26 protein-coding genes are annotated in these 23,427 nt (G+C 72.5%); 14 read left to right on the forward strand and 12 right to left on the reverse strand.

The genetic code is table 11. The annotated features are described in order from the left end of the window. Window positions 1–27 precede the first annotated feature (27 nt). The 3 genes from ACIA5G_RS15390 to ACIA5G_RS15400 all read left to right on the forward strand — a co-directional run bounded on the left by ACIA5G_RS15390 (window position 28) and on the right by ACIA5G_RS15400 (window position 4,981). Window positions 28–1,605, forward strand: a complete 1,578-nt coding sequence (locus ACIA5G_RS15390) for an amidase (protein ID WP_395923549.1) — start codon at window positions 28–30, stop codon at window positions 1,603–1,605. 105 nt (window positions 1,606–1,710) lie between these two features. Next, window positions 1,711–4,059: a penicillin acylase family protein gene (locus ACIA5G_RS15395; RefSeq protein ID WP_395923550.1), complete on the forward strand. Its 2,349-nt coding sequence runs from the start codon at window positions 1,711–1,713 to the stop codon at window positions 4,057–4,059. 28 nt (window positions 4,060–4,087) lie between these two features. Further along, window positions 4,088–4,981: an oxaloacetate decarboxylase gene (locus ACIA5G_RS15400; protein WP_395923551.1), complete on the forward strand. Its 894-nt coding sequence runs from the start codon at window positions 4,088–4,090 to the stop codon at window positions 4,979–4,981. 70 nt (window positions 4,982–5,051) lie between these two features. Here the strand turns inward: ACIA5G_RS15400 and ACIA5G_RS15405 are convergent, their stop codons facing one another. Then, a complete protein-coding gene (locus tag ACIA5G_RS15405) occupies window positions 5,052–5,891 on the reverse strand; it encodes an LLM class F420-dependent oxidoreductase (RefSeq protein WP_395923552.1) in 840 nt (279 codons plus the stop codon). A 112-nt stretch (window positions 5,892–6,003) separates the two neighbouring features. On the opposite strand from ACIA5G_RS15405, the gene ACIA5G_RS15410 reads away from it, so the two are divergent. Continuing rightward, window positions 6,004–7,503, forward strand: coding sequence for a phosphodiester glycosidase family protein (locus tag ACIA5G_RS15410; RefSeq protein WP_395923553.1), 1,500 nt, complete (start codon window positions 6,004–6,006; stop codon window positions 7,501–7,503). 4 nt (window positions 7,504–7,507) lie between these two features. Here ACIA5G_RS15410 and ACIA5G_RS15415 read toward each other — a convergent pair whose 3' ends face one another. Beyond that, window positions 7,508–7,885, reverse strand: coding sequence for an STAS domain-containing protein (locus tag ACIA5G_RS15415; RefSeq protein WP_395923554.1), 378 nt, complete (start codon window positions 7,883–7,885; stop codon window positions 7,508–7,510). A 112-nt stretch (window positions 7,886–7,997) separates the two neighbouring features. On the opposite strand from ACIA5G_RS15415, the gene ACIA5G_RS15420 reads away from it, so the two are divergent. The 3 genes from ACIA5G_RS15420 (at window position 7,998) to ACIA5G_RS15430 (ending at window position 10,179) form a co-directional block, all read left to right on the forward strand. Continuing rightward, the gene (locus ACIA5G_RS15420; RefSeq protein WP_395923555.1) at window positions 7,998–8,462 is read left to right on the forward strand and encodes an SRPBCC family protein; all 465 of its coding nucleotides are present in this window, start codon (window positions 7,998–8,000) and stop codon (window positions 8,460–8,462) included. Window positions 8,463–8,495: 33 nt separating this feature from the next. Next, a complete protein-coding gene (locus tag ACIA5G_RS15425) occupies window positions 8,496–9,290 on the forward strand; it encodes a MerR family transcriptional regulator (RefSeq protein WP_395923556.1) in 795 nt (264 codons plus the stop codon). Between the two features lie 97 nt (window positions 9,291–9,387). Continuing rightward, on the forward strand, window positions 9,388–10,179 hold the full coding sequence (locus ACIA5G_RS15430) for a GAF and ANTAR domain-containing protein (protein WP_395923557.1): 792 nt from the start codon (window positions 9,388–9,390) through the stop codon (window positions 10,177–10,179). Between the two features lie 28 nt (window positions 10,180–10,207). On the opposite strand, the gene ACIA5G_RS15435 is transcribed toward ACIA5G_RS15430, so the two are convergent. From ACIA5G_RS15435 to ACIA5G_RS15445, 3 genes are all read right to left on the reverse strand, one after another. After that, complete coding sequence (locus tag ACIA5G_RS15435) at window positions 10,208–11,746, reverse strand: trypsin-like serine protease (protein WP_395923558.1); 1,539 nt, start codon at window positions 11,744–11,746, stop codon at window positions 10,208–10,210. Window positions 11,747–11,870: 124 nt separating this feature from the next. After that, window positions 11,871–12,686 carry a hypothetical protein gene (locus ACIA5G_RS15440; RefSeq protein ID WP_395923559.1) on the reverse strand — a complete coding sequence of 272 codons (816 nt, stop codon included), beginning with the start codon at window positions 12,684–12,686 and terminating at the stop codon, window positions 11,871–11,873. A gap of 99 nt (window positions 12,687–12,785) precedes the next feature. Continuing rightward, window positions 12,786–13,670: an SDR family NAD(P)-dependent oxidoreductase gene (locus tag ACIA5G_RS15445; protein ID WP_395923560.1), complete on the reverse strand. Its 885-nt coding sequence runs from the start codon at window positions 13,668–13,670 to the stop codon at window positions 12,786–12,788. A gap of 92 nt (window positions 13,671–13,762) precedes the next feature. Here ACIA5G_RS15445 and ACIA5G_RS15450 point away from each other — a divergent pair, with 92 nt between their 5' ends. From ACIA5G_RS15450 to ACIA5G_RS15470, 5 genes are all read left to right on the forward strand, one after another. Further along, complete coding sequence (locus ACIA5G_RS15450) at window positions 13,763–14,413, forward strand: TetR family transcriptional regulator (protein ID WP_395923561.1); 651 nt, start codon at window positions 13,763–13,765, stop codon at window positions 14,411–14,413. A gap of 160 nt (window positions 14,414–14,573) precedes the next feature. Further along, window positions 14,574–14,945, forward strand: coding sequence for a hypothetical protein (locus tag ACIA5G_RS15455; RefSeq protein WP_395923562.1), 372 nt, complete (start codon window positions 14,574–14,576; stop codon window positions 14,943–14,945). Beyond that, a complete protein-coding gene (locus ACIA5G_RS15460; RefSeq protein WP_395923563.1) occupies window positions 14,942–15,805 on the forward strand; it encodes a hypothetical protein in 864 nt (287 codons plus the stop codon). Before ACIA5G_RS15455 ends, ACIA5G_RS15460 begins: the two co-directional genes overlap by 4 nt. Window positions 15,806–15,892: 87 nt before the next feature. Beyond that, window positions 15,893–17,104, forward strand: coding sequence for an alpha/beta hydrolase (locus ACIA5G_RS15465; protein WP_395923564.1), 1,212 nt, complete (start codon window positions 15,893–15,895; stop codon window positions 17,102–17,104). Between the two features lie 202 nt (window positions 17,105–17,306). Next, a complete protein-coding gene (locus ACIA5G_RS15470; protein ID WP_395923565.1) occupies window positions 17,307–18,407 on the forward strand; it encodes a hypothetical protein in 1,101 nt (366 codons plus the stop codon). Window positions 18,408–18,421: 14 nt separating this feature from the next. On the opposite strand, the gene ACIA5G_RS15475 is transcribed toward ACIA5G_RS15470, so the two are convergent. Further along, window positions 18,422–19,207: a maleylpyruvate isomerase family mycothiol-dependent enzyme gene (locus ACIA5G_RS15475; RefSeq protein ID WP_395923566.1), complete on the reverse strand. Its 786-nt coding sequence runs from the start codon at window positions 19,205–19,207 to the stop codon at window positions 18,422–18,424. A gap of 149 nt (window positions 19,208–19,356) precedes the next feature. Between ACIA5G_RS15475 and ACIA5G_RS15480 the strand changes: the two genes are divergently transcribed. After that, window positions 19,357–19,545 (forward strand): hypothetical protein, encoded by a 189-nt coding sequence (locus ACIA5G_RS15480; protein ID WP_395923567.1) that lies wholly within the window; start codon window positions 19,357–19,359, stop codon window positions 19,543–19,545. On the opposite strand, the gene ACIA5G_RS15485 is transcribed toward ACIA5G_RS15480, so the two are convergent. The 6 genes from ACIA5G_RS15485 to ACIA5G_RS15510 all read right to left on the reverse strand — a co-directional run bounded on the left by ACIA5G_RS15485 (window position 19,535) and on the right by ACIA5G_RS15510 (window position 22,856). Continuing rightward, window positions 19,535–19,735 carry a hypothetical protein gene (locus ACIA5G_RS15485; RefSeq protein WP_395923568.1) on the reverse strand — a complete coding sequence of 67 codons (201 nt, stop codon included), beginning with the start codon at window positions 19,733–19,735 and terminating at the stop codon, window positions 19,535–19,537. The two genes, ACIA5G_RS15480 and ACIA5G_RS15485, sit on opposite strands and share 11 nt — an antisense overlap. A gap of 148 nt (window positions 19,736–19,883) precedes the next feature. Beyond that, window positions 19,884–20,639, reverse strand: coding sequence for a LytR/AlgR family response regulator transcription factor (locus ACIA5G_RS15490; protein WP_395923569.1), 756 nt, complete (start codon window positions 20,637–20,639; stop codon window positions 19,884–19,886). Between the two features lie 10 nt (window positions 20,640–20,649). Further along, a complete protein-coding gene (locus ACIA5G_RS15495) occupies window positions 20,650–21,336 on the reverse strand; it encodes a sensor histidine kinase (RefSeq protein WP_395923570.1) in 687 nt (228 codons plus the stop codon). 44 nt (window positions 21,337–21,380) lie between these two features. Beyond that, window positions 21,381–21,728 (reverse strand): UBP-type zinc finger domain-containing protein, encoded by a 348-nt coding sequence (locus ACIA5G_RS15500; protein WP_395923571.1) that lies wholly within the window; start codon window positions 21,726–21,728, stop codon window positions 21,381–21,383. Between the two features lie 46 nt (window positions 21,729–21,774). Beyond that, window positions 21,775–22,632, reverse strand: a complete 858-nt coding sequence (locus ACIA5G_RS15505; RefSeq protein ID WP_395923572.1) for an oxygenase MpaB family protein — start codon at window positions 22,630–22,632, stop codon at window positions 21,775–21,777. Window positions 22,633–22,667: 35 nt separating this feature from the next. Beyond that, window positions 22,668–22,856, reverse strand: a complete 189-nt coding sequence (locus tag ACIA5G_RS15510; RefSeq protein WP_395923573.1) for a hypothetical protein — start codon at window positions 22,854–22,856, stop codon at window positions 22,668–22,670. A 139-nt stretch (window positions 22,857–22,995) separates the two neighbouring features. On the opposite strand from ACIA5G_RS15510, the gene ACIA5G_RS15515 reads away from it, so the two are divergent. Then, complete coding sequence (locus ACIA5G_RS15515; protein WP_395923574.1) at window positions 22,996–23,424, forward strand: hypothetical protein; 429 nt, start codon at window positions 22,996–22,998, stop codon at window positions 23,422–23,424. The last annotated feature ends 3 nt before the right edge of the window (window positions 23,425–23,427 follow it).

A 23,427-nucleotide genomic window follows, 5' to 3' on the forward strand; every position in this document is an offset into this window, starting at 1 on the left:
TTGACCGGCACCCGGGCGTGGAGTGGCATGGACGCCGTGATGCGTATGCGCTCGGCCGCCGTGATCGTCGCTCTCGCCGGGTGCCTCGTCGCCCCCGCGCCCGTCTCCGCCTCGACCTCGACCGGGCCAGGGCTCGGGTTCGACCTCGACGCGGCCACCATCCCCGAGCTCCAGCAGCGGATGGACCACGGCGGGCTCACCGCCGTGCGGCTGACCTCGGCCTACCTCCACCGGATCACCACGGTCGACCGCAAGGTGCACGCGGTGGTCGCCGTCGACCCCGGTGCGCTCCGGGCGGCCGCCGCCAGCGACGCGCGCCGCCGGGCGGGCCGCACGCTCGGGCAGCTGGACGGGATCCCGGTGCTGCTCAAGGACAACATCGACACCCGCACGCTGCCGGCCACCGCGGGGTCGCGGGCCCTGCCGCGCAGCCGTCCGGCCGCCGACGCGGCCCTCGTGAACCGGCTCCAGCGCGGCGGCGCCGTCATCCTCGGCAAGACCAACCTGTCCGAATGGGCCAACTTCCGCTCGACGCACGCGACGTCCGGCTGGTCGGGCATCGGCGGGCAGACGAACAACCCCTACGTCCTCGACCGCAACCCGTGCGGCTCCTCCTCCGGCTCCGGCGCGGCGGTGGCGGCCACCCTCGCGCAGGTCGCGATCGGCACCGAAACCGACGGCTCGATCGTCTGCCCGGCCGGCGCCAACGACGTCGTCGGCGAGAAACCGACACTGGGCCTGGTCAGCCGGACCGGCGTCGTGCCGATCTCGGCGGAGCAGGACACCGCCGGGCCGATGGCCCGCCACGTCGTCGACACCGCCATCACGCTGTCCGTCCTGCAGGGACCCGACCCGGCCGACCCCGCCACGGCCGCCATCCCGGCGGGCCAGCCGCGGGACTACGCGGCGCTGCTGAATCCGGGAGCCCTGCGCGGCGCCCGGATCGGCGTCTGGCGCCTGGCCGGGCTGGACGCCGACGTCGACCGGGTGGTCCAGGACGCCGTCCGCACGCTGACCGCCCGCGGCGCGACCGTCGTCGAGGTCGACCTGCCTTACCAGGACCAGATCGGCGCGGCCGAGTCCCCGGCGCTGCTCACCGAGTTCCGGCGCGACCTGAACGCGTACCTGACGCACCGGCCGGGCCACCCCGCGACGTTGAACGAGCTCATCACGTTCAACCGGCGCGATCCGGTCGAGCTGTCGAAGTTCGGCCAGGAGCTGTTCGAGCAGGCCGCGGCCGCCCCGGGCCCGAGCGACCCGGCCTACCGCGCCCAGCGCGCGACGGCCACGGACCTGGCGCGCCGCTCCATCGACGAGACGCTCGCCCGGCTGCACCTGGACGCCGTGGTCGCCCCGACCAACAGCCCGGCGTGGAAGACGACGTACGGCACCGGCGACGACTACGTACTCGGCTCGTCGACGCCGGCGGCGGTTGCGGGCTATCCGAACGTTTCGGTGCCGGCCGGGTTCGCGGGACCGTTGCCGATCGGGGTGTCGTTCTTCGCCGGGCGCTGGGCCGACGCGCGGGTGCTGGCGCTGGCGGCGGCGTTCGAACGGGCCGCACCGGCTCGCCGGGCGCCGGCGTACCTCCCCTCCATCGGCTGACCCCCTACTCACCCCCTACCCGGCACCTGCCGTTTTCTCGGGTTCTCAACACCCCGTCCGGTTGCCACATTGAGTGTCGGCAACCAGACAAAGGGGGACGAATCCGTGTTCCGAAAGAGGACGGCACTCATCGCCGTCGTGGTGTCGGCGCTTTCCGCCGTCGCCGCCGTTGACGCCGGGGCGATGCCGCGGACCGTGGTGACCGCGGCCGGGCTTGAACGGCCCGTCGAGGTCGTCACCGACAAGTGGGGTGTGCCGCACATCTACGCGGGCAGCGCCGCCGACGCCTACCTCGCGCAGGGGTTCGCCGCGGCCGCCGACCGGCTCTTCCAGCTCGACCTCGGCCGGCGGCGCGGGCTGGGGACCCTGGCCGAAGTGCTCGGGCCCGCCTACATCGAGCGTGACCGCGCCGCCCGGCTGTTCCTCTACCGCGGGGACATGGCCGCCGAATGGGCCGCCTACGGACCCGAGGCCAGGACCGCCGCGACGCGGTTCGCCGCCGGGATCAACGCCTACCTCGACTGGCTCGGGCGCAACCCGGCTTCGCTGCCGCCCGAGTTCGGCCTGCTGGGCTTCCGGCCGGCGCGCTGGTCGGCCGAGGACGTCGTGCGCATCCGCACCCACGCGCTCACCCAGAACCTCACCAGCGAAGTCAGCCGGGCCAAGGTCGCGTGCGCCGCCGGCGTTGCGGCCGACCGGGTGCGGGTGGGGCTGCAACCCGCGCACGACCTGGCCGTGCCGGCCGGGTTCGACCCGTGCTCGCTGCCCGCCGACGTGCTGGCCACCTACCAGCTGGCGACCGCGCCGGTGGTGTTCACCGGCGCCGGCGTCACCTCGGTGCCCGCGTCGGCGTCGGCCCCGGCCGAGGGCAGCAACAACTGGGCCATCGGCCCCGGCCGCACCACGACCGGGCGCCCCATCCTGGCCGACGACCCGCACCGCGCGCTGGGCTCGCCGTCCACCCGGTACTTGGCGCACCTGTCCGCGCCGGGGCTCGACGTGATCGGCGCCGGCGACCCCTCCGCGCCGGGCGTCACCGCCGGGCACAACGGCACCGCGGCGTTCGGCCTCACCGTCTTCCCCGTCGACCAGGAGGACCTCTACGTCTACGACCTCGACCCCGCCGACCCGGCCCGCTACCGCTACGGCGGCGGATGGGAGCGGATGCGCACCACCACCGAGCGGATCGCGGTGCGTGGCGAGGCCCCGAGGGACGTCCAGCTCGCGTTCACCCGCCACGGGCCGGTGATCAAGACGGCCGGGAACCACGCGTACGCCGTGCGGACCGCCTGGCTGGAGCCGGGCACCGCCGGATACCTGGGGAGCCTGCGCCTGCTGCGCGCGAACGGGTACCGCGAGTTCTCGGCCGAAGCCCGGAAATGGGGCGCCCCGGCGGAAAATCTCGCCTACGCCGACACTTCCGGCACGATCGGCCTGGTGTCGGTCGGCCTGGCCCCGAAGCGGACCGGCTACGACGGCCTCCTGCCGGTCCCCGGGGACGGGCGCTACGAGTGGAACGGTTTTGTCGACGGCGCCGCGCTGCCCGAGACGGTCGACCCGCCGCAGGGGTACGTCGCCAGCGCGAACCAGTACAACCTGCCCGACGGTTATCCCGTCGAAGGCCTGAGCTACGAGTGGAACAACCCGGCGCGCCACCAGCGGATCGTCGAAGTGCTGAACTCGCGGCCGAAGTCGTCGGTGGCCGACTCCGTCGCGCTACAGGCGGACAAGCTGTTGATCCCGGCCCGGCGGGTGACGTCGGTGCTCGCGGGCCGGTCGAGCACCGACCCGGACACGGCGGCCGCGCTGAAGCTGCTGCGCGGCTGGGACGCGGTCATGAGCGAGGGCACCTCGGTGGGCGCGTTGTACGAGACGTGGATGTTCACCCACCTCGGCCCGGCGTTCGTGCAAGCGATCGCTCCCGAGGCGCTGCCGCACGTGTACATCCCGGACAACGCGGTGCTCGTCTCGGCGATCGAGAACCCGGTGCCCTGGTTCGGTTCCGCCGCCGCGCGTGACGAACTCCTGCTGAGCACCTTGGGTGCGGCGTACCGGGACCTGGTCGCCGAGCGCGGCCCGGACCCGGGCGCGTGGCGCTGGGGATCCTTGCAGACGACGACGTTCACCCACCCGCTTTCGCCGGTGCGCGGCGACACCGCGTGGGACGTGGGTCCGTTCCCGCGCGGGGGCGCCTGGTACACCGTCGACGCGTCCGTCTACGACCCGGGAACGCGCCGGCAGCAGGTCGGCGCGTCCTTCCGGATGGTGCTCGACGTCGGCCGCTGGGACGAGTCCCGCGTGGTCAACACCCCCGGCCAGTCCGGCGACCCGCGCAGCCCGCACTACCGGGACCTCGCGAACCGGTGGCAGGCCGGGGAAACGGTGCCGCTGGTGTACTCCCGGGACGCGGTGCTGCACAACGCGGAACGTGTGACGGTGCTCGCGCCTGGGTGAGTACCGTGGCGGCCAGGAGGTGATCGACGTGGCCGATCTGCTGGCGCCGCGGGTTCCGGGTCCGGCGCGGTTGCGGGAACTGCTGGCCGGGGACGAGATCGTGGTCGCGCCCGGGGCGTTCGACGCGCTGAGTGCCCGGCTGGTGGAGGCGGCGGGCTTTCCCGCCGTCTACATGACCGGCTTCGGCACGACGGCTTCGCTGCTCGGGCGGCCCGACGTCGGCCTGCTGACGATGACCGAGATGGTCCAGGCGGCGGGCCGGATCCGGTCGGCGGTCGAGGTGCCGGTGATCGCCGACGCCGACACCGGCTACGGCAACGCCCTCAACGTCATCCGGACCGTCCGCGAGTACGAAGCCGCCGGTGTGGCCGCGATCCACCTGGAGGACCAGGTCGCGCCGAAGCGTTGCGGGCACCTGGAAGGCAAGCGTGTGGTGCCCGCGGAGACGATGACCGACCGGGTGCGGGCCGCCGTCGCAGCGCGGTACAACCCCGATTTCATGTTGATCGCGCGGACCGACGCCCGCGCGGTCGAAGGTCTCGACGCGGCGATCGAGCGGGCCCGTCGCTATCACGACGCCGGAGCCGACCTGCTCTTCGTCGAGGCGCTGCAGTCCGAAGCCGAGGTCGAACGGGTCGCGGACGTCTTCCGTGGCGTGCCGCTGCTGTTCAACTGGGCCGAAGGCGGGAAGACGCCGCCACTGAGCCGGGATCGCTTGCAGGAGCTGGGTTTCCGGCTGGTGATCTGTCCCATCTCGACACTGCTGGCCGCGACGGAGGCGATGCGGGCGGTTCTCGGGCGGATCGCTCAGGACGGCACCCCGGTCAACGCGGTGCGGGACTTGCCCGGGTTGACCGGTTTTGCCGACTTCGTCGGTCTCCCGGAGGTCAACAAGATCGGCGAGACCTACGGCGACGGCTGAGCGGACGCGGTGAACGACTCTTCATGGCATCCGGCGCCATGAAAGAGTCGTTCACCGCAGTCGGAACGGCTCAGCGCAGCGGTTCCAGGGCCTTCGCCAGCGGCTCCAGCACGGCCGGGGTGTGCGGCGGCGGCAGGTACACGATCGCCAGGTCGAGGCCGACCTCGCCGAGCGCCTCGACCTCCGCCGCGACCTTGGCGTAGTCGGCGTCCGGGCCGAGGCGGACGTGCGAGGACAGCGTGATCTCACCCGGGTCGCGGCCGAGGTCGGCGCAGTGGCGGTGCAGCACCTCGCGCTTGTGCGCGAACTCCTCGGGCGTGCCGCCGACGAAGTTCCAGTGCTGGGCGTACTTCGCGGCCGTGCGCAAGGTGCGCTTCTCGCCGCTGCCGCCGATGCAGATCGGCGGGTGCGGGGTCTGCACACCCTTCGGCTCGCACCGGGCGTCGGTCAGCTGGTAGTGCGCACCCTTGAAGGTCGTCGTCTCCTGGGTCAGCAGGCCGACGAGCACCTCGCAGCCTTCCTCGAACCGGTCGCTGCGCTCCTTGACCGTGCCGAGCTCCATGCCGTAGGCGCCGGACTCCTCTTCGTTCCAGCCCGCGCCGATGCCGATCTCCAGCCGGCCGCCGGAAACGATGTCGAGCGTCGCGGCCATGTTCGCGAGCAGCGCGGGGTGGCGGTAGTGGATCCCGCTGACCAGCGTGCCCAGCCGAAGCCGTTTGGTGGCCTGCGCAAGCGCGGTGAGGGTGACCCAGCCTTCCAGGCACGGCCCGGTCGAATCGGAGAAAATGGGATAGAAGTGGTCGAACGTCCAGCCGGATTCGAACAGCTCGATCTCGTCGGCGGCCTGCCAGACGGCGAGCATGTCGGCCCAGACGGTGTTCTGGGGCGAGGTCTTGATGGCGAATCGCATGATCACGATGGTAAACCTGGAGTCCCTCCAGGACCGGGCTCGCGGCCGCCGTACACCGGGAATTCGGCCGGAACCCGGCAAAAATCCACCCCGCGGGAGTACGTTGCCTCGCGTGAAGACGAAGCTGCCCGCCGCGCTGGTCCTGTCCGCCGCGCTCACCGTCGCGCTGAGCACGCCCGCCGATGCAGCGCCCGGGCTCGCGCCCGGCCTGACCGTCCGCACCACCGTTGCCGGCGAAGGCACCGGCCACAACACCTGGACCGTCACCGCGCTGGTGCCCGACGGCTCGAACCCCGACCCGGACGCGCCACCGTCGGCGCTCGGCACCCGCGAGCACGCGGACACGCTGGTGACCACGTTGCGCGGCAAGGGTTTTGCGGCGCGCGCCGAGCGGGTCGACTGGCCGGCCTTCAGCGACACGCCACGGGGCGCGCTCGGCTGGCGGGTGCGGGTCGGCTCCTTCGCCGACCGGGCGCAGGCCGCCGCGACGGCGAGCGCGATGACCGCGAACGGCTTCACCAACGCCGTCGAATGGACCGGCCAGGACGGCCCGGAAGCGCAGGGCCCGCAGCGCGTGCGGGTCGCCGTCGTCGATCCGCGGCGGTTCGCCGGAAGTGTCGTCGCGTCACACGGCGAGTCGGTCTCGGGGCGGCGCACGACGTCGGCGCTCGCGGCCGCGGCCGGCGCGCTCGTCGGCACGAACGGCGGGTTCTTCGTCATCGACCCGCGGGACGGCATCCCCGGCGAGCCGGCCGGTGCCGGCGTCTACCAGGGCCTCCTGCAGAGTGAAGCCACCGCCGGGCGGCCCGCGCTGATCCTCGGCGACCGCCCGTCGATCGGCGTCCCGCGGACCACGGTCAGCGTCGGCGGCCGCGAGGTCAACGGCGTCAACCGCAAGCCGGGCCTCATCCGCAACTGCGGCGAGCCGGGCGACGTCCCCACCGACCGGCCGCTGCACGACACGACCTGCACCCACCCGGACGAGCTGGTGCTGTTCACCCCGCAGCTCGGCACGCCCACGCCGGCCGGCAACGGGGTCGAAGCCGTGCTCGACGCCCGCGACGTCGTCACCGCGGTGCGTCCGGCGGGCGGCGAGGTGCCCGCGGGCGGGCACACCGTGCAGGGCATCGGCACGGCGGCGACCTGGCTGACCGGGCACACGCGGCCGGGCGCGAAGCTGCGCGTCGAAACCCGGATCTTCGAGGGCGGCCGCCCGATCCACCCGGCGGGCGTGGTCAACGGCGGCCCGTGGCTGGTCCACAATGGACGGATCGCGGTCAACGCCATGGCGGACGGCGTGGTGCACCCCGGCGACCCGTCGTTCGTCTACGGCTGGGGTGTCAAGCGCAACCCGCGCACGATGGTCGGCCTCGACCGCCAGGGCCGGCTGCTGATCGTCACCGTCGACGGCCGCCAGCCCGGCTACAGCGAAGGGCTTTCCCTGATCGAGGGCGCGCAGCTGATGGCGCGGCTGGGCGCGGTGACCGCGATCAACCTCGACGGCGGCGGCTCGACCGCGATGGCGATCGACGGAAAGCTCGTGAGCTCCCCGTCGGACGCGACCGGGGAACGCCCGGTCGGCGACGCGCTGCTGGTGCTGCCCCGGCGGTAACGGCTCAGGACCCGCCGCGGATCCACTCGCGGGCGCCGGACACCGTCGGGTGCACGGCGAGCGCCGCGTCCAGCCGGGTCAGTTCGAGCGCGCGCAGCACCGCGCGCCGCTCGGTGACGACCGCGAACGGCAGGGCCGCGGCTTCCGTCTCGGCGATGAGCTCGGCGAGCACCTGCAGCCCGGCCGAGCCGCAGAAGGTGATGCCGCCGAGGTCCACGATCAGCGCTCCGGGCCGCCCGTCGAGGGCGTCCCGGGCCCGGGTGCGCAACATCGGCGCGCTGCCGAGATCCAGGTCACCGGCCGCCGCGACGACGACGGCTTCGGGCAGGGTGCGCACCCGCACCGTCAGCGGGGGTGTCCGCTCTTCGGCTTCGTCGACCACGCCGCCTCCTTCCGTCGGTGCCCGACCTTAGGCGGCTTGCATCGTTTTGTCATCGATTTGCGGGGTAACCGTGTCGGGACCGAGCCTCCACCAGGAAGGGAACACCTCAGCGATGAGCACCGTCACCGAGTCCGTCGACGTCGAGACCGACGTCAGCACCGCGTACAACCAGTGGACCCAGTTCGAGTCCTTCCCGCACTTCATGGAGGACGTCGACGAGATCCGGCAGGTCGACGCCACGCACACGCACTGGAAGGTGAGTGTGGGCGGGGTCACCCGCGAGTTCGACGCCACGATCACCGAACAGCACCCCGACGAGCGGATCGCGTGGAAGTCCGACGCCGGCCCCAACCACGCCGGGGTCGTCACGTTCCACCGGCTCGACGACCGCCACACCCGGGTGACCGCCCAGATGGACATCGACCCGGAGGGCTTCGTCGAGAACGTCGCCGACAAGCTCGGCATCCTCGACCGCCGGGTCAAGGGTGACCTGGGCCGGTTCAAGACGTTCATCGAGGAGCGCGGCGGCCACGAAACCGGCGGCTGGCGAGGCGACGTCCAGCGCCCCGGGAACTGAGCGGGTCCGCCCGGCCGGGCGGACAATGGGCTGATGAACCGGCCAGCCGCCCCCGCCGCGACCTGGACGGCGGGGGCGGTCGCCCGGATGGTCGGCCTCCCCGCGTCCACGTTGCGTGCGTGGCACCGGCGTTACGAGCTCCCGCTGGCCACGCCCCAGACCGGCAGCCACCGCCGGTACGGGCAGGCCGACGTGCACGCCCTGCTTCGCATGAAAGAGCTGATCGAGCTGGGGATCAGCACGGAAACCGCGGCGGCGCGCGCGTTCGGCGCCACCGACGTCGCCACCCTGCTGACCGCCGTCCGGCGGCTGGAGATCGACACGGCCACCGCGCTACTGGACGCGCACCTGGCCGGGCACGGCGTGGCCGGCACCTGGGAGCACCTCTGCCGGCCCGCACTCACCGCCCTGGCCGGGCCGGACGCCGACCACTGCATCGACCTCGTCCACGGGCTGTCGTGGGCCGTGGCGGCGGCGCTGCACCGCGTCCCGGCCCCCGTCGGCGCCGGCCCGCCGGTCCTGCTGGCCTGCGCGGAGGGGGACCGGCACACCCTGCCCCTGGAGGCGCTGCGCGCGGCACTGGCCGAGCACGGCCGCGCCGCGCTGTTCCTGGGCCCGTCGGTTCCCGCGATGGCGCTGCGGGACGCCGTCGACCGCACCCGACCGGCGGCCGTCGTGCTGTGGAGCAGCCGGCCTGCCACTCCCCCGCGCCCGATCCGGGCGGCTCGGCTCGTGCTGGCCGGGCCCGGGTGGCCCGAAGGCGCCGGGCAGCCTGCCCGCCCGGCCACGCTCGGCGAGGCCGTGGCCCTGCTGAGCGCCGGCACGTGACCGGGTCGTGGCGACCCACGGCCCGGGAGGTTAGGTTGGGCGTCGCGATGGTTGAAAAGCCAGCCGTCTTCCCCGCCGCAGCATCAGGGAGACCGGCATGACCAGCGAACACGAATGGCAACGCGACAAGGCGGCGTTCACCGCCACGCCGCAGGCGCCCGGGACCGGCCCCTTGGCCCGGCAGTTCGCCGAGCTGACGACCAGCCTGCTCACCGCCCCCACCGTCGAGGACGTGCTCCGGCGTGTCCTCGAGGCCACGACGCTCATGGTGCCCGCCGCCGACCTGGCCAGCTTCACCCTGATCGGCCCCGACGGGCAGTTCCACACCCCGGCCGAGACCGGTGAGGTCGCGATCGAGCTCGACCGGCTGCAGTACCGGTTCGGGGAAGGCCCGTGCGTCGAATCCGCCGATCCGGCCGGGCCGGCCGTGGCGATCGCGCCGGACCTGGCCGATGAACCGCGCTGGCCCCGCTGGGCGCCGGGCGCCGTCGAGCTCGGTGTCGGTTCGGTGCTGTCCACCGCGCTCATCCCCGGCCCACCGACGGGCCGCTCCGCCGGCGCCCTCAACGTGTACGGGCGCTCCCCCAACGGCCTGGACGAAGCCGACCGCGACGTCCTGCTCCTGCTGGCCACCCACGCCTCCCTCGCCATCGCCCGCACCGACGCGGTGACCCGCGCCGAGCTGCAGGCCGCCCACCTGCGCACGGCGATCGACAGCCGGGACGTGATCGGCCAGGCCAAGGGCATCATCATGGCGCGCCGGGGCGTCACCGCCGGCGAAGCGTTCGACGTGCTCAGGCGCACGTCCCAGGACCTGAACGTCAAGCTGGCCGAACTCGCCGAGACGCTGGCCGCGCGGCACAAGGAGATCGACCTGCCCTCGAGATGAGGTCACCCCGCATCGGTTCGGCAGCGGTTCACGCCGTCCCGGTGAGAGCGCAGCCCGGCCGCGCCAAATCCAGCTTCGACCCCTTGACCAGGCACGCCACGATCCCGGCGACCTGCTGGCCGTAACCCCGGCCGCGCACCGACGTCACCGTGCCGTCCGGGCCGACCTCGCAGGGGTTGTCGTCGGTGCACGGTCCGCCGTCGTCGTTGTGGGTGTTGTGGATCCCCACGACCGTCGTGCCGTCGGGGGCGAGCAGCGCCGAGCCGGACATGCCGTGCCAGGGCGCGCAGTTCTCGCCGGTGGCGTAGCGGATCGAGCCGTCCAGCTGGTAGCCGCCCTCGCGCAGGTGCGGAACCACAGCCTCGGCGACGCAGTTCAGCCGGCGGCTGGTGTAGGCCATGGTCAGCGGATCACCCGCCCGCACCGGGGTGGTGGTCAGCCGGAAGACCTTCGCGCCTTTCGCCCGCAACTGCGCGTAGGTCTTGTCCAAGCGGAACAGCGCGACGTCCGTGCCGGTCATCGTCGCGTACAGCAGCCGCTTCGCGCGGGCCGTGGCCTGCGGGTAGCCCTGGTGATCGGCGATGGGCGCCTCGAAGTCGGCCGGCTGGTCCACCAGCGCGGCCCCGGGCGCCGGACGCTGCCCCGGCACACAGTGCCCGTTGGTGAGCAGCAGCGCGGGATCGTGCGGTCCGGCCTGCGGGGTCCGGACCACCGAGCCTGCACAGCCGTTCAGCTCCACGGCGCCTTCGACGTCCAGGATCTCGTCGTCGGGCGGCACGGCGGTGCCGGAAATGATGCCGGTGATCCAGCCGGCGTGGCGGGTGACGTCGGTGTACAGGGTCGGCGACCGGTCACCGCTGGGTCCGCTGACCACGCCGGCCACGGCCCACCCGGCGCCGTCACGGACTAGGGCTGGGCCGCCGGAGTCCATGTTGCCCGCGGCGACGCTGCCGTCCCGGCTGCCGACGCAGAGCTCCCCGACCGGCGCGGCGGCCGGGCAGACGGAGTTCGGCTGTACCACGGTGTCGGCTTCCCGCAGCTTGGTGGGGAAACACGCGGGGTTCGTGCTGTCCTCGCAGGACATACCCCAGCCCAGGATGCGCACGGGCGTGCCGTCCGCCGGCGTGGCCGAGGCGATCCGCACGGGCTTCGCCCGGACCGGTTTCCGCAGGTGCAGCAGGGCGACGTCCTTGCCCCAGAACCCGCCTTCGTCACTGCTGGTCGCCAGCCGGTAGTAGTGGTCGACGTCGGCGACCTCGCCGCCGGAGGTCGTGTCGAGCGACCCGATGCGGACCTGCCAGCCCCGCGGGACGCCCGTCCGCGCCCCGGTCGGGTTCTTGCCGGCGCAGTGACTGGCGGTCAGGACCCATTGGGGCGCCAGGACTTCCACCCCGCACCCGTGCCCGTCCGGCCGCGGCGGCCGCGGGAAGGACGGTTGGAACGAGCCCAGGAAGGAGTAGGCCCGGGTGGACTCGGCGCCCCCGAGGATGGCCTGCGCGGGAACGGCGCCCACGAGGGCGGCGGTCAGCGCGAGCACCACACCGAGCAGCAGAGATCGACTTCGCATGCGCCACACCGTGCTCGGCGGATGTCCGCGTCTCGTGCGCACTCCGTCACAGGTTCGCGACAAGAACAGGCCGGGGCGCCGCACTGACGGTCTCAGCGCGGCGCCCCGGCCTGCGAACCCGGGTCTAGCGGGCCTTGTTCTGGCCGCGCCCGGCCGCCGTGCGGCCGTTCGCGCCTTCGGTGTGCTTCCCGTCGGGCTCCGCCGGCTTCGGCGCAGGCTTGGGAGCCGCCGGCTTTTCGGGCGCCGGCGTGGTCCCGGCGGCCGGAGTTACCGGCGCGGCCGGAGTTACCGGCGCGGCCGGAGTTACCGGCGCGGCCGGAGTCACTGGCGCGGCCGGAGCAGCCGTCGTCCCGGCAGGTGTCGTGGTCGCGTTCCCGGTCGGCGGCGTGGCCGGCGTCGGAACGGAATCCTCTTCCACCAACGGGTTCGACCGCTTGACCTGCACGACGGCCACCACCGCGGCGGCCACCGCGCCGAACACCAGCAGCCACGGCCAGCGGGCCCGCCGGGAGCGTTCGCCGCGCGCCGCGCTCTTCGCCTCTTCGAGCGCCACGGCGAGGTCTCGCTTCGCCGTCGCGACGGCCTTCCGTCGCTTGCGGCCCGACTCTCCCGCCGACCCGGCCACGGCCGCGACCGCCAGGGCCGCCTTCCGGCCCGGGTCACGCATCTTCACCGCGCGGGACAGCACTTCGTCACGCGCGGCGACGGAGTTCGCGCGCACTTCACGGCGGGACGACCTGGTGCTCTTGTCCAGGTCCTTGGTCGCCGCGCGGCCGACCTTCGCGAGTTCGTCCGCGCCTTCGGTCAGCTTGCGGTCGGTGATCTCGACCGCCCGCGCGGCCGCGGCCGCCCCCACTCGCGCGGCTTCCGCGGCGAGATCCCGGACACCGGCCGCCGCCGTCTTCACCGATCGCCCGACCGGGGCGTCGCCCTGGCTCATGTGATCACCTCTCACTCGTCGCAGCAGGCGGCGCCTGCAGCCTCACACCTGGGGGCTACCCACCCGAGGGCCATCCGGAACCTCGGCCACCCGACGGCGTCACGCGCGGACGTCCGGCAGGCTCGCACCACGCTGCCGCCGCCAGGCCTCGCCGGACTCGGCGTCGTCGGTCGAGCTGCTGAGGTGGGCCCACTTCGCGTCGGTGTCGACGCGGTGCTGCCACGCCTCGCGGCCGAACTCGTAGGCGTCACTCCCGGCGAGCAGGCGCACCGGCGGGTCGTCGAGGCCGGCGACGGTGAGCACCAGGTCGGCGACCTTCCGCGGGTCGCTGTTCGCGTGCCGCTCGAAGTCGGCCATCGCCCGGGCCGACGCGCCGACCGTCACCTCGTACGGCTCGCTGATCGGCGGCGTGGCCATCGACGCGCCGCCCCAGTCGGTGCGCATCCCGCCGGGCTCGAGCACGGTCAGCTTGATGCCCAGCGGCGCGACCTCGGCGGCGAGCGCTTCGGTGAACCCGCCCACGGCCCATTTCGCCGACTGGTACGCAGTCATCCCCGGGCTGCCGACCCGGCCGCCCACCGACGAGATCTGGATGATCCGGCCGCCGCCTTGCTTGCGCAGCACCGGAACCGCGGCCTTGGTGACGTAGACGGTGCCGAGGAAGTTCGTCTCGATCTGGCGGCGGAAGACGTCGAGAGTGGTGTCCTCGAGGGACACCCGGTCGCCCTGTCCCGCGTTGTTGACCACGACGTCGAGCCGGCCGAACGCGGCGACACCGTTCGCCACCGCGGCTTCGACGGCCGAAGCGTCGGTGACGTCGAGCCGCTCGACGTGGATGGTGTCGCCGTACCGGGCGGCGAGGTCGTCGAGCGCACGCGGGTCGCGGGCGGTGGCGACCACGCGGTGCCCGGCGGCGAGGGCCTGCTCGACGATCTTGCGGCCGAGCCCGCGGGACGAACCGGTCACGAAGAACACTGAACTCATCGGAAGCTCCTTCTTAACGCAATGTATTTGCGTTAACTCGACGGTAGCGCCGCGCCGAAGTTAAGTCAAAGGCGTTGCGTTATCCTGGCGCGGTGCCCCAGCCTCGCCAGCGCGCCCGCTCCGACCAGGACAAAGAGGTCCGCAGGACCGCCCTGCTGACCGCCGCACGGGAGCTCGCCGTGGAACGCGGTGTGCGCGAGGTCACCCTCACCGAGGTGACCACGCGGGTCGGCCTGCACCCGTCGGCGCTGCGCCGGTACTTCGAATCCCGCGAGGAGCTCCTGCTCGAACTGGCCGAACAGGGCTGGGCCGACTGGCGTGAGCGCCTGGTGAGCGACCTCGGCGGGCGCCGGCTGAGCGCCGTCGAGGTCGCCGACGTCGTCAGCGGGTCCCTCGACGCCCTGCCGCTGTTCTGCGACCTGCAGACCCATGTCGGCCTCAGCCTGGAGGGCGCGGTGCGCCTGGAACGCGCCCGCAAGTACAAGACCGCGGCGTCGGCGGCGTTCGACATCATGACGGCCGCCCTGGTCGAGACGGGGGCGGGCCTCGATCACGACGGCGCGCGGACGGTGCTGACGGCCGCGATGAGCTGCGCGGCCTACCTCTTCCAGCTGTCCCGGCCGTCCCCGACCCTGCGCCGGCTCTACGAAGAGGAGCCGAGGTGGGCCCACACCGCGCTGCGGTTCCGGGAGCAGCTGACGACGGTGCTGACGGCGGTCACCCTCGGCGCGCGACGCACCTGACTTGGCGGAGCCGGCTCAGCTCCCGATCGCCACGCATCGCGGGCGGGTGCCGAGGAGTTCTCCGAAAGCCGCCTTCCGGCGCAGGCAGCCGGCGTATCGTCTACTCCGATTCGCAGAGGGGGCGTCCCGCAGGGACGAACTGCAGTCGCGAAGGGGGAAGATGGTGCAAGGTTTCGAGGCTACTCCCGAACTGATCCAGCACGCTGCCGAGCGGGCAACCGAGGCAGTGACGCATTTCGAAGCACACGGTACGGCCGTCAAGCATGCGCAGGCGGCACTCGAAGGAAATTCCGTCATCCTCGGCGACTACGGCGACGCCGGAGTGTTCTTCCACGCCTGCGAGAGATTCAACAGCAAATTCAAAGAAGTCTTCGACACCCTCATTGCGGACAACGACAACTTCGTCGGCACGGCCCGCCGGCTGCAAGGCAGCCTGCAGTCCGCGTCGAAGCTCTACGCCGAGGCCGACACGGCCTCGAGCGAGCACCTCCGGCGCATCGGGGAATCCTGGCCGGACGGGGGAAGCCGGTGAACCAGCCACCCTACTTCCCCGACCGCCCACCGGGGCGCTATCCGCAGTTCGACCGGTACGAGGACCAGTGCGGCGAGGTTGCGCTCTGGGCCCGCTGGGTGGCCGGCTGGGTGGACTGGCTGCTCCACGACTTCGGCCCCACCGGCCCGCATCCGGAGCGGTGGGCCAACTATCCGTTCGAGCGGTTCTTCTACCCGTCCGACGTGATCGCGCAACAGCAGGTCAAGGTCATGCACCAGGCGTGGCAGGCCATCGACGAGCTGCGCTACAAGTCAGGCGGTGACGCCCATCCCGGCATCGACGTGCTCAACAACCTCAACAGCGCGCTCGGGGTGGCTCTCGACAAGTGGGAGGCCGATGCCGCCGTCGACGTGCAGACCTACCGCGAAGAACTGCAGGCCTACAGCGAGCCCTACATCGAGGCGGTCGGCAAGCTCGGCCAGTGTCTCATCGCGTACTCCCAGATCTTCGAGCAGGCGCGGGCCGACATGGTCAAGGTCATGAAACAGTTCGTCGGGGCGCTGCAGGCCGAGACGTTCAGCGACCCCGGGTTCGAACGGGTCGGCCTGACCGTCTTCAAGGCCATCGGAGACTGGGTGCTGGGCAAGTTCCCGTTCGAGCTCGACAAGATCCTCCAGCTGGACACCGTGCTGGACGAAGCGGTGAAACACGCGCAGCAGAAGAAGGGTGCCGCGGAGATCGGCGGCAGCAACTACTGGGAGATCTGCGACTCGTACCTGGTGGCCGCCAACGGGATCTGCGACGACGCCCGTGCAGCGATCCAAGAATTGACCACGCGGCTGGGCAAGGTCGACAACGAACTGCGCAGACCCCCGGCATTGTCCGACAAGGTGAATTAGCACTGCCGAGGCCGTCGGCGCCAACGGCATCGGCGAGTCGGCGACGGTCGCGGTCCCGGGTGAACAGCGGCGCTCGCGATAGCCGGGTTGCTCACGAGCTGCACCGCGTGGGAGGCGAACGCGCCACGCCCGAGCCTGTCCTGGACCGACTGCACCGCCGAGGTGCAGTGTTCGACCCTGACCGTCCCGGCCGACCGGCAGGACCCCGGCGGGCCGGCCACAGCACTCAACCTCGTGCGGCTGCCCGCTTCGGGCCACCGGCTCGGTTCCGTCGTGGTCGGCCTCGGCTCGGGCAACGGCACGAACGCCCTGCTCGGCCGAGTCCCGGCGCCGCTGCGCGAACTGGCCGAAAACTTCGACGCGGCCAACGGCACCTTGGTCCGCTGCGACCGGGCGCCCTCGGTCTACGGGCTCGTGCTCGACCCGACCGAGGCCGGCTGGGCGGCGCAGGCGCACAACCTGGACGCTTTACGCGCCGCACTCGATGAGAAAACGTTGCGCTACTTGGGAAACTCCTACGGCACCAGCGACGGGCAGACTTACGCCGAGCAGTTCGGCTCGCGGCTCGGGCGGATGTACCTGGACGGCGTCGCCGACCACACCCAGCCGGATCCGGCCGCCTCGCTGACCGACCACGCCCGCACCAAGGAACAGCAGCTGCGCACCTTCGGCGACTGGTGCGCGGCCACCCCGGCGTGTGCCCTCCACGGCCAGGACGTCACGGCCGTGTGGGACCAGGTCGGAGCGCCCCGGGCCGGGATGCTCATCGGCCTGGCACCGCCCCGATGGCGAGACCTCGCAGCAGGCCTCGCGGCCGCCCGGACCGGCGACTTCAGCCGGCTGCCGGCCGAGCTGCCGCCGGAGCCGTTCGGCAGCGTCCAGCCGGCGTTGCTGTGCCACGACTTCATGCCGGCGGCGCCTAGCCACCGGGAGTTCCTGGCGATCGAAGCACAGTTGCGGAAGGTGGCGCCCCGCGTCGGCCGGCTGGCCGGGCGCATGCAGCTCGGCCGCTGCGTCGGCGTCGAAGGCGGCCCGGCGTACCCGCCCGCGTCACCGAAGGCCCGCAACCTGCCGCCGATCCTCATCGGCATCGGGGAACTCGACAACAACACGCCCAACCTCGGGGCCGAGCGCGTGGCCGCGCAGCTGCCCGGCGCGAGAGTCGTCCACCACGGCGACGGCCACGCGGCTCACCTGCTCGGCAACCACTGCCTCGCCGGCCACGTGCGCGCCCATTTCGTAGCCGGAACGCTCCCGCCCGCCGGCACGGAATGCGCTGCCGAACTGATGCCCCGCTAGCCGCAGCCCCACGGCCGGCCGGTGCACAACCTGGGAGAACGCTTGGCACCACCATCCGGTTTAGGGCCGGCCACGAATGCGATTCCGGCTGCGCAAACGGGTGACGATTGGCTACAGCGAGCCGAATTCGTCGGCTGATTCCCCGTTTCCGTCACTCAGATGGAACCGGGACGCGGCGCCGAATTCGCGTTACGCTCTTCCCATGCAAATGGGGGTAATGCGCCGCTTGGCCGCGTTCGGAGCCGTAGTCTTGTCCGTGCTCGCCTCGACGATGGCGCTCAGCGCGTCCGCCGCGCAAGCTGCACCAACGCCGCTGGGCAAGCAGAACTGGGTGGTCAGCGTCGCCGGTTTCACCGAGGCCGTCGGCAACAACTACCTGCGGCTGGGTTACCTCGTGTTCGACCCGGCCAGCAACGTCGTCCAGCACAACTTCTGGACCTGGAGCCAGCGCGACAACCCGGTCCCGGTCAGCAGCGGAGACGTCTACTACTGCGGCCAATGGGAGCCGGGCACCAATCCGCGGAACAACTGCGCCATCAAGACCGCGCCGGGATTCACCGGTGATCCGAACGGCCATTTCACCGGCACCTACGCCTACAACGCCACGTCCGGCCAGGTGGCCATCACCTGGACCAGCAGCACCATCAACGGCGCCACGACCGCGGTGGACCTCGGCGAGACCTGGGCGGTGTCCGAGCTGCACCCGGGGCTCGGCCGGCTGCAGCTGGTCGGCGACACTTACTCGATCACCGGCGGGTTCGGCTACGGCAGCAACGCCTCGCTGGCCCAGACCAGCAAGGCCCCGATGAGCACCGTCCGCGCCACGCAGCGGTCGTACCTCTACGAGGCCCAGAGCTGGCACGGCAAGACGATCACCAACTCCGGCCGCGGCGCGCCGGGCAGCGGGAGCTTCACCGTCGGCCCGGACTGGAACGCCTGCACGGACGGCTCGTGCCTCGGGTACGTGCAGTACAACGCGCATTGTGACGAGGCTTCCTGCTGCGGTCTGCCGAGCGCCCCCGGTTACGCCGCGTGCGTGCAGAAGCTCGCCGACAGCGGCAACCGGCGGTTCTACTACCTGACCGGCGACCTGGGCGGGCGCCGCAACAGCTGCGAGTTCTGGTGCGAGTGCCTGTCCTACGACGGCTGTTACCTGCTCAACAGCCACGTGCGCCCGATGCTCCAGGTGATCGACGACTCGGGAACCTTCCAGGGCTGGGTCGGGGCCGAGGTCAACCCCGACCGCAGCGGCACCCGCGATCAGACCGGTGAGTACTACGCCAGCTTCGCGATGGTGGCGTAGCGGGCCGGAACAACCTAGCCCGCCACGTGGGCGGTGTGCTCCAGCCAGTGCCGGACCAGATCGACGTCGCCGTCGACGGTGACGTCGTCGCTCAGCGGCCGCCGGCGGGTCAGGACCAGCAGCATCGATTTTGCCGGACCGTGGACGGTCACGTCGGCCGTGCCGGCGCGGGGCTGCCACCGCACGCCGTCGGGGTGGCGTTCGATGTGCCAGTCGCCGGGTTCGTCGGTGGCGTGCCAGAGCAGGGTCTCGCCGGCGCCGCGCGTCGCGGCCGCGGATTCGGGCCGCCGGGCCGCCCAGGTCGGCGAGGCGAGCATGGCCAGGTGGTGGGTGATGAGATCGGCGGCGACGTCGGCGTCGAGGTTGTAGTCGCGGCCGGCGGCCGCGGCCGCGTCGAAGCCGTGGACGACCGCCTCGTTGAGCAGGCTGTGGAGCCAGAACCGAGCACCGGTCCGGTGGTCGCCGGCGGCGTTGAACACCGGGGCTTCCAGTGCCGCGTCGGAGCAGGCCGCGGCCGCGCGGGCGGCGGCCTCCGCCAGCCACGCCGGCCAGGCCTGGGGATCGGCGGGCAGCTCGGCCACCTCGGTGGGCAGCTCCGCCGGATCGGTGATCCGGCGTTCGACGATCTCGGACACCCAGTGCAGGGTCTGGCCGACGTGCTCGACCAGACCGGTCACGGTCCAGCCCGGACAGGTCGGCACCGAAGCCGCCGCACCCGCGGCGAGGGCCGACTCCGCCAGCTGTCGGGTGTGGTCCTGAAGTGCCTGCCGGCAGCGTTCCGCGCTCAGCTCGAGACTCATGGTCCGTCCTTCCCCTCGGGTCGGCGTGCGACTCGCCCGGTTCGAGAACTTACGCCGCAGCAGTCACCTCGACGGTCGGCACGACCATCGCCTGCGCACACTGCGCGGAGATCCTCGGCGACACCGGCGAAGGACCACTGACCCTCGCCGTGTACGACGGCGCCGCAACCGACGCCGGGCCGCAGATCATCGCGACGGCCTCGGACTACGTCGACACCCCGGTGGTGTTCCGGCAGTACAGCTGCCCGTCGTGCTGGATCGCGTTGTCCTCGGCCGTGGTCCCGGTCGACCACCCCGACCACGCGGCCACCCTCGGCCGGCTGACCGTCACCGCGTGACGTCCCCCGGGTGGGCGGGCGGTGCCCCCGCTCGCTCACCCGGCGCTTCGTCGCCGCTCTCGGAGGCCCCGTACTCGAACACGAACGGCCCGAACTTGACCTTGAGGTGACCGCCGGCGGCGCCCTTGTGCAGGTGCAGGGCAAGCGCGCTGACGCAGAAGGTCGCCAGCACCGCCACCAGAACGATCACTCCTGCGGATATCCCCGCCATGCTGTTCGCCCCTCCCGAGCCGTCGACGAACACGATGCTAGGAAGCCCGCCGGCACCGGAGTAGCGCTTGCCGATCTTCGCTCGTGATGGGACGACGAGTGGTCGACGAGCGGACCACCAGCGGTCGTCACCCGGGCTCGGTCGCCCGCGCGGCGCCGAACAGCCGCTCCCGCACCGCCCGGGCGTGCCGCCGGCTCACCGGCACGTCACCGAGCTCGGTGTGCGCGACCAGGCCGCCGGTGGGATCCGTGCGCAGTTCGGTGATCGCGCCGACGGCGGCGAGGAAACTGCGGTGCGTGCGCACAAAACCGGCCTCCTCCCAGTGCTCGGCCAGCTGAGCGAGCGGCATCCGCACCGGGTGGACACCGGAGAACGTGTGGAGCTTGACCGTGTCCCGGCAGGCCTCGGCGAACACGACCTCGCGGCGTTTGACGTACCGCGTCCGGCCGGCTGCTTCGACCGGAAGGGAGACCAGGGCGTCGGGGACCGGCGGCGGCGCGGGTTCGGCGGCGGGCAGCATCTTCACCACCCGGCGCAGCGCCGCCGCGAGCCGGTCGGCCCCCACGGGTTTGCGCACGTAGTCGACCGCCCCGAGGTCGAAGGCGTCCGCGGCGTGTTCGTCGTACCCGGTGACGAAGACGACCAGCGGCGGTTCGGTCAGTCTCGTCAGGAGCTGAGCCAGCGCGAGACCACTCATCCCCGGCATGGCGACGTCGATGAACAACGCGTCGAAGTGCCGGGTGCGGATCAGGTCCAGCGCGGTGAGCGGATCACCCGCCTCGCAGACCTCGGCCACCTCGGGGCTCTCGCGCAGCAGCCGGCTGATCCGTTCGAGCGCGACCGGCATGTCGTCCACCGCGAGCACTCGCAGTCCTCGGCCCACTCCGCCTCCTTCACTTGGGGAACCGCAGGGTGACCTTGGTGCCGGCCCCCTCGGCGGTCTCCACGACCAGCGCGTAGCCAGGGCCGAACGCGGCACGCATCCGCTCGTTGACGGTGGTGAGGCCGGTTCGGCCGCCGTCCCGCAGGTCCGCGAGGCGCGTGGGATCCATGCCGACACCGTCGTCCTCGACGCTCACCATCGCCTCCGTGCCGGCGTCCACCGCCGTGACGCGCACCGTGCCGCCGCCAGGTTTCGGGCGCACTCCGTGGGTGACGGCGTTCTCCACCAGGGGCTGGAGGATGAGGAACGGCAGCACGACGGCCAGCACCTCGGGCGCGATCTTCAGCTGGACGCCGAGCTGCCCGCGGTGCACGGCCCCGGCGATCGTCAGGTACCGGTCGACGTTCTGCAGCTCTTCGGCCAGCGAGGTGAGCCGGCCGGACACCCGCGAGGAATACCGGGTGAAATCGGCAAAATCCTGCAGCAGTTCCCGCGCTTCCGCGGGTTCGCTGCGGATGAGCTCGGCGATCGTGTTCAGCGCGTTGTAGGTGAAATGCGGGGAAATCTGCGCCGGCCGCGCTTCGACCTCCGCCGGCACGCCCTCCGACGGAGTGGCCGCGCGGCCACGGAGGGAGAAGCGGATCGCGGCCGCGGTCGAAACCACGGAAACGACCGCGAGCACAACGGTGATCACCACGGCATCCCCCTCGGACGAGGGTAGCCCGGGACGCCGCGGCCGCGTCAGTGCACGTGCGACTGCCAGTCGGCCGGCACCCGGCCTTCGGGGCCCGGCACCGGCTGCGTGACCGGCCGGTGCTCCGGGGGCGCCAAAGCCGGGCCGTCGTACCCTTCACCCGTCTCGAAGCTGTAGAACCAGTCCTCGCCCGGCTCGAAGCTGCGGATCACCGGGTGCCCGCTCGCCTGGTAGTGCGCCGTCGCGTGCTGGGCCGGTGAGCTGTCGCAGCAGCCGATGTGCCCGCACTGCGCGCAGCGGCGCAGGTGCACCCACCAGCCGTCCACGGCCAGGCACTCCGCGCAGCCCGTGCCGCTCGGCGGCGCGGAGACGTCGATTCCCTCGATTTCGGCCATGCCGACAGTCTGCCCCGAACGCGGGCCGCTCGCACCAAGGCCGGCGTCACGCCTCCGGAACCGGTGCGCTCATCGCCCAGCGGACCGACTTGACCAGCACCCCGGCCATCAGGCGCACGGACGTCCCCTCGGCCACCGGGAGGTACGGCAGGCGCAGCTGCGGACGGGTCCACCTCGGCAGCATCGCCACCCCGGCGGCGGCCAGGACCGCGTAGGGCACCCGGGCGGCCCACGGGATCGGCGGGGTGACGAGCAGGAACCGGGCCGCCGCACGAGCTTCCGCGGTCCCGCGCAGCTCCGGCCGGTACGCGGCGAGCGCCTGGTCGAGCTCGTCGCGGGTGCGGGGCGGTTCGAGCACGCCGAGCTTCTCGGCGATCACCGCGGTCTCCGCCACGTACCGATCGCAGCCGGCCTCGTCGAGCGGGTGCGCGCCGTAGCGCTGGTGGGCCCGCAGGAAGCTGTCGACCTCCGCGATGTGCACCCATCGCAGCAGGTGCGGGTCGTCGGCCCGGTAGGGCCGGCCGTCCGCCGCCGTGCCACGCACCCGCCGATGGACCGCCCCCACGGTGGCGACGGCCCGCTCGGCGTCCTCCGCGGTCCCGAACGTGGTCACGGCGAGAAAGGTGCTGGTGCGCTGCAGCCGGCCCCACGGGTCGCCGCGGTAGCCCGAATGAGCCGCCACCGCGGCCATCGCCAGCGGGTGCAGGGACTGCAGCAACAGGGCGCGCAGGCCACCGACGAACATCGCGGTGTCCCCGTGCACCCGCCGGATCGCGCTGTCGGCAGCGAACCAGCGTGGTCCGGGCGCACCGTGGATCCGGGCCCGGTTGCTGGGGCCGTCGGGTCCGGCCACCCGGGCGAAGAGCGCGTCACGAACCCGTTCCCGAACGTCGGTCAAGCCCATCACCAGCTCCGCTCTCCCCGTATTCCCAGGCTACGTCACCAGGTGACCGGCAGCTCCCTGACGCCGAGCAGGCGCGGGCGGATCTCGAGCTCTTCGGGGTCGGCGGCGAGCCGCAGGTCCCGCAGGGCCGGGATGGCGATCTGGAGTTCGACCCGGGCGAGGTTCTGGCCCAGGCGCCGGCAGTGAACCGCCCCCGGCGGCCACCCTCGTCTTCCCGGCCGCACCAGCGCCGTGAACAGCCGGGTGTGCGGTCGTCCGGACGTGCCGGTGCACCGACCCCCGGGGTGGTGGTGTAATCCTGGTGCACCGCGGTCGTGACCGAGTGCACTGTGGACAGGTTCCTGGGGAGGAAGCGAGCGGCCCGTGCCGGTCATCTCCCCCACCCGCGCGATGGAACGCTGGACCGTCCGGATCGACGGAAGTGAAACCGTCTTCAGCTGCGCCCCGATCGTGGAGGACCACACCGCCGCCCGCGCGCTGCCGAGGGTGTGGGCCGGCCGCGGCCTCGGTGTCCCGGACGTCGACCTGCCCGGCCTGGTCGCCGCGCTCGGCGAGGTGATGAAGACCCCGGCCTACTGGCGGGCCCGCACCCCGGGCAGCCACCGGCCCGGCGCCACCTCGGCGTGGTCCCGGCCGCGGCGGGATCCCGAAGACGGGTTCGTCTACCTGACCGGGCCGTGCGGCCGGCCCACCGCAGGCTCCGGCTACCGGCCCGTCTACAGCTTCTCGATCGACGTGGCAGCCGTGCGCGACCTGCGGATCCGGCTGACCGCCTACCACCGCGCGGTCTAGCCC

Origin of the sequence: Amycolatopsis sp. NPDC051758 (assembly GCF_044453095.1) — a bacterium.
Classification (GTDB): Bacteria; Actinomycetota; Actinomycetes; order Mycobacteriales; family Pseudonocardiaceae; genus Amycolatopsis.

Coding starts and splice junctions, on each gene's coding strand:
- ACIA5G_RS15470 (WP_395923565.1), top strand. CDS start 17,307: ATGCAAATGGGGGTAATGCGCCGCTTGGCCGCGTTCGGAGCCGTAGTC.
- ACIA5G_RS15475 (WP_395923566.1), bottom strand. CDS start 19,207: ATGAGTCTCGAGCTGAGCGCGGAACGCTGCCGGCAGGCACTTCAGGAC.
- ACIA5G_RS15405 (WP_395923552.1), bottom strand. CDS start 5,891: ATGCGATTCGCCATCAAGACCTCGCCCCAGAACACCGTCTGGGCCGAC.
- ACIA5G_RS15430 (WP_395923557.1), top strand. CDS start 9,388: ATGACCAGCGAACACGAATGGCAACGCGACAAGGCGGCGTTCACCGCC.
- ACIA5G_RS15455 (WP_395923562.1), top strand. CDS start 14,574: ATGGTGCAAGGTTTCGAGGCTACTCCCGAACTGATCCAGCACGCTGCC.
- ACIA5G_RS15420 (WP_395923555.1), top strand. CDS start 7,998: ATGAGCACCGTCACCGAGTCCGTCGACGTCGAGACCGACGTCAGCACC.
- ACIA5G_RS15435 (WP_395923558.1), bottom strand. CDS start 11,746: ATGCGAAGTCGATCTCTGCTGCTCGGTGTGGTGCTCGCGCTGACCGCC.
- ACIA5G_RS15505 (WP_395923572.1), bottom strand. CDS start 22,632: ATGGGCTTGACCGACGTTCGGGAACGGGTTCGTGACGCGCTCTTCGCC.
- ACIA5G_RS15425 (WP_395923556.1), top strand. CDS start 8,496: ATGAACCGGCCAGCCGCCCCCGCCGCGACCTGGACGGCGGGGGCGGTC.
- ACIA5G_RS15445 (WP_395923560.1), bottom strand. CDS start 13,670: ATGAGTTCAGTGTTCTTCGTGACCGGTTCGTCCCGCGGGCTCGGCCGC.
- ACIA5G_RS15440 (WP_395923559.1), bottom strand. CDS start 12,686: ATGAGCCAGGGCGACGCCCCGGTCGGGCGATCGGTGAAGACGGCGGCG.
- ACIA5G_RS15390 (WP_395923549.1), top strand. CDS start 28: ATGGACGCCGTGATGCGTATGCGCTCGGCCGCCGTGATCGTCGCTCTC.
- ACIA5G_RS15500 (WP_395923571.1), bottom strand. CDS start 21,728: ATGGCCGAAATCGAGGGAATCGACGTCTCCGCGCCGCCGAGCGGCACG.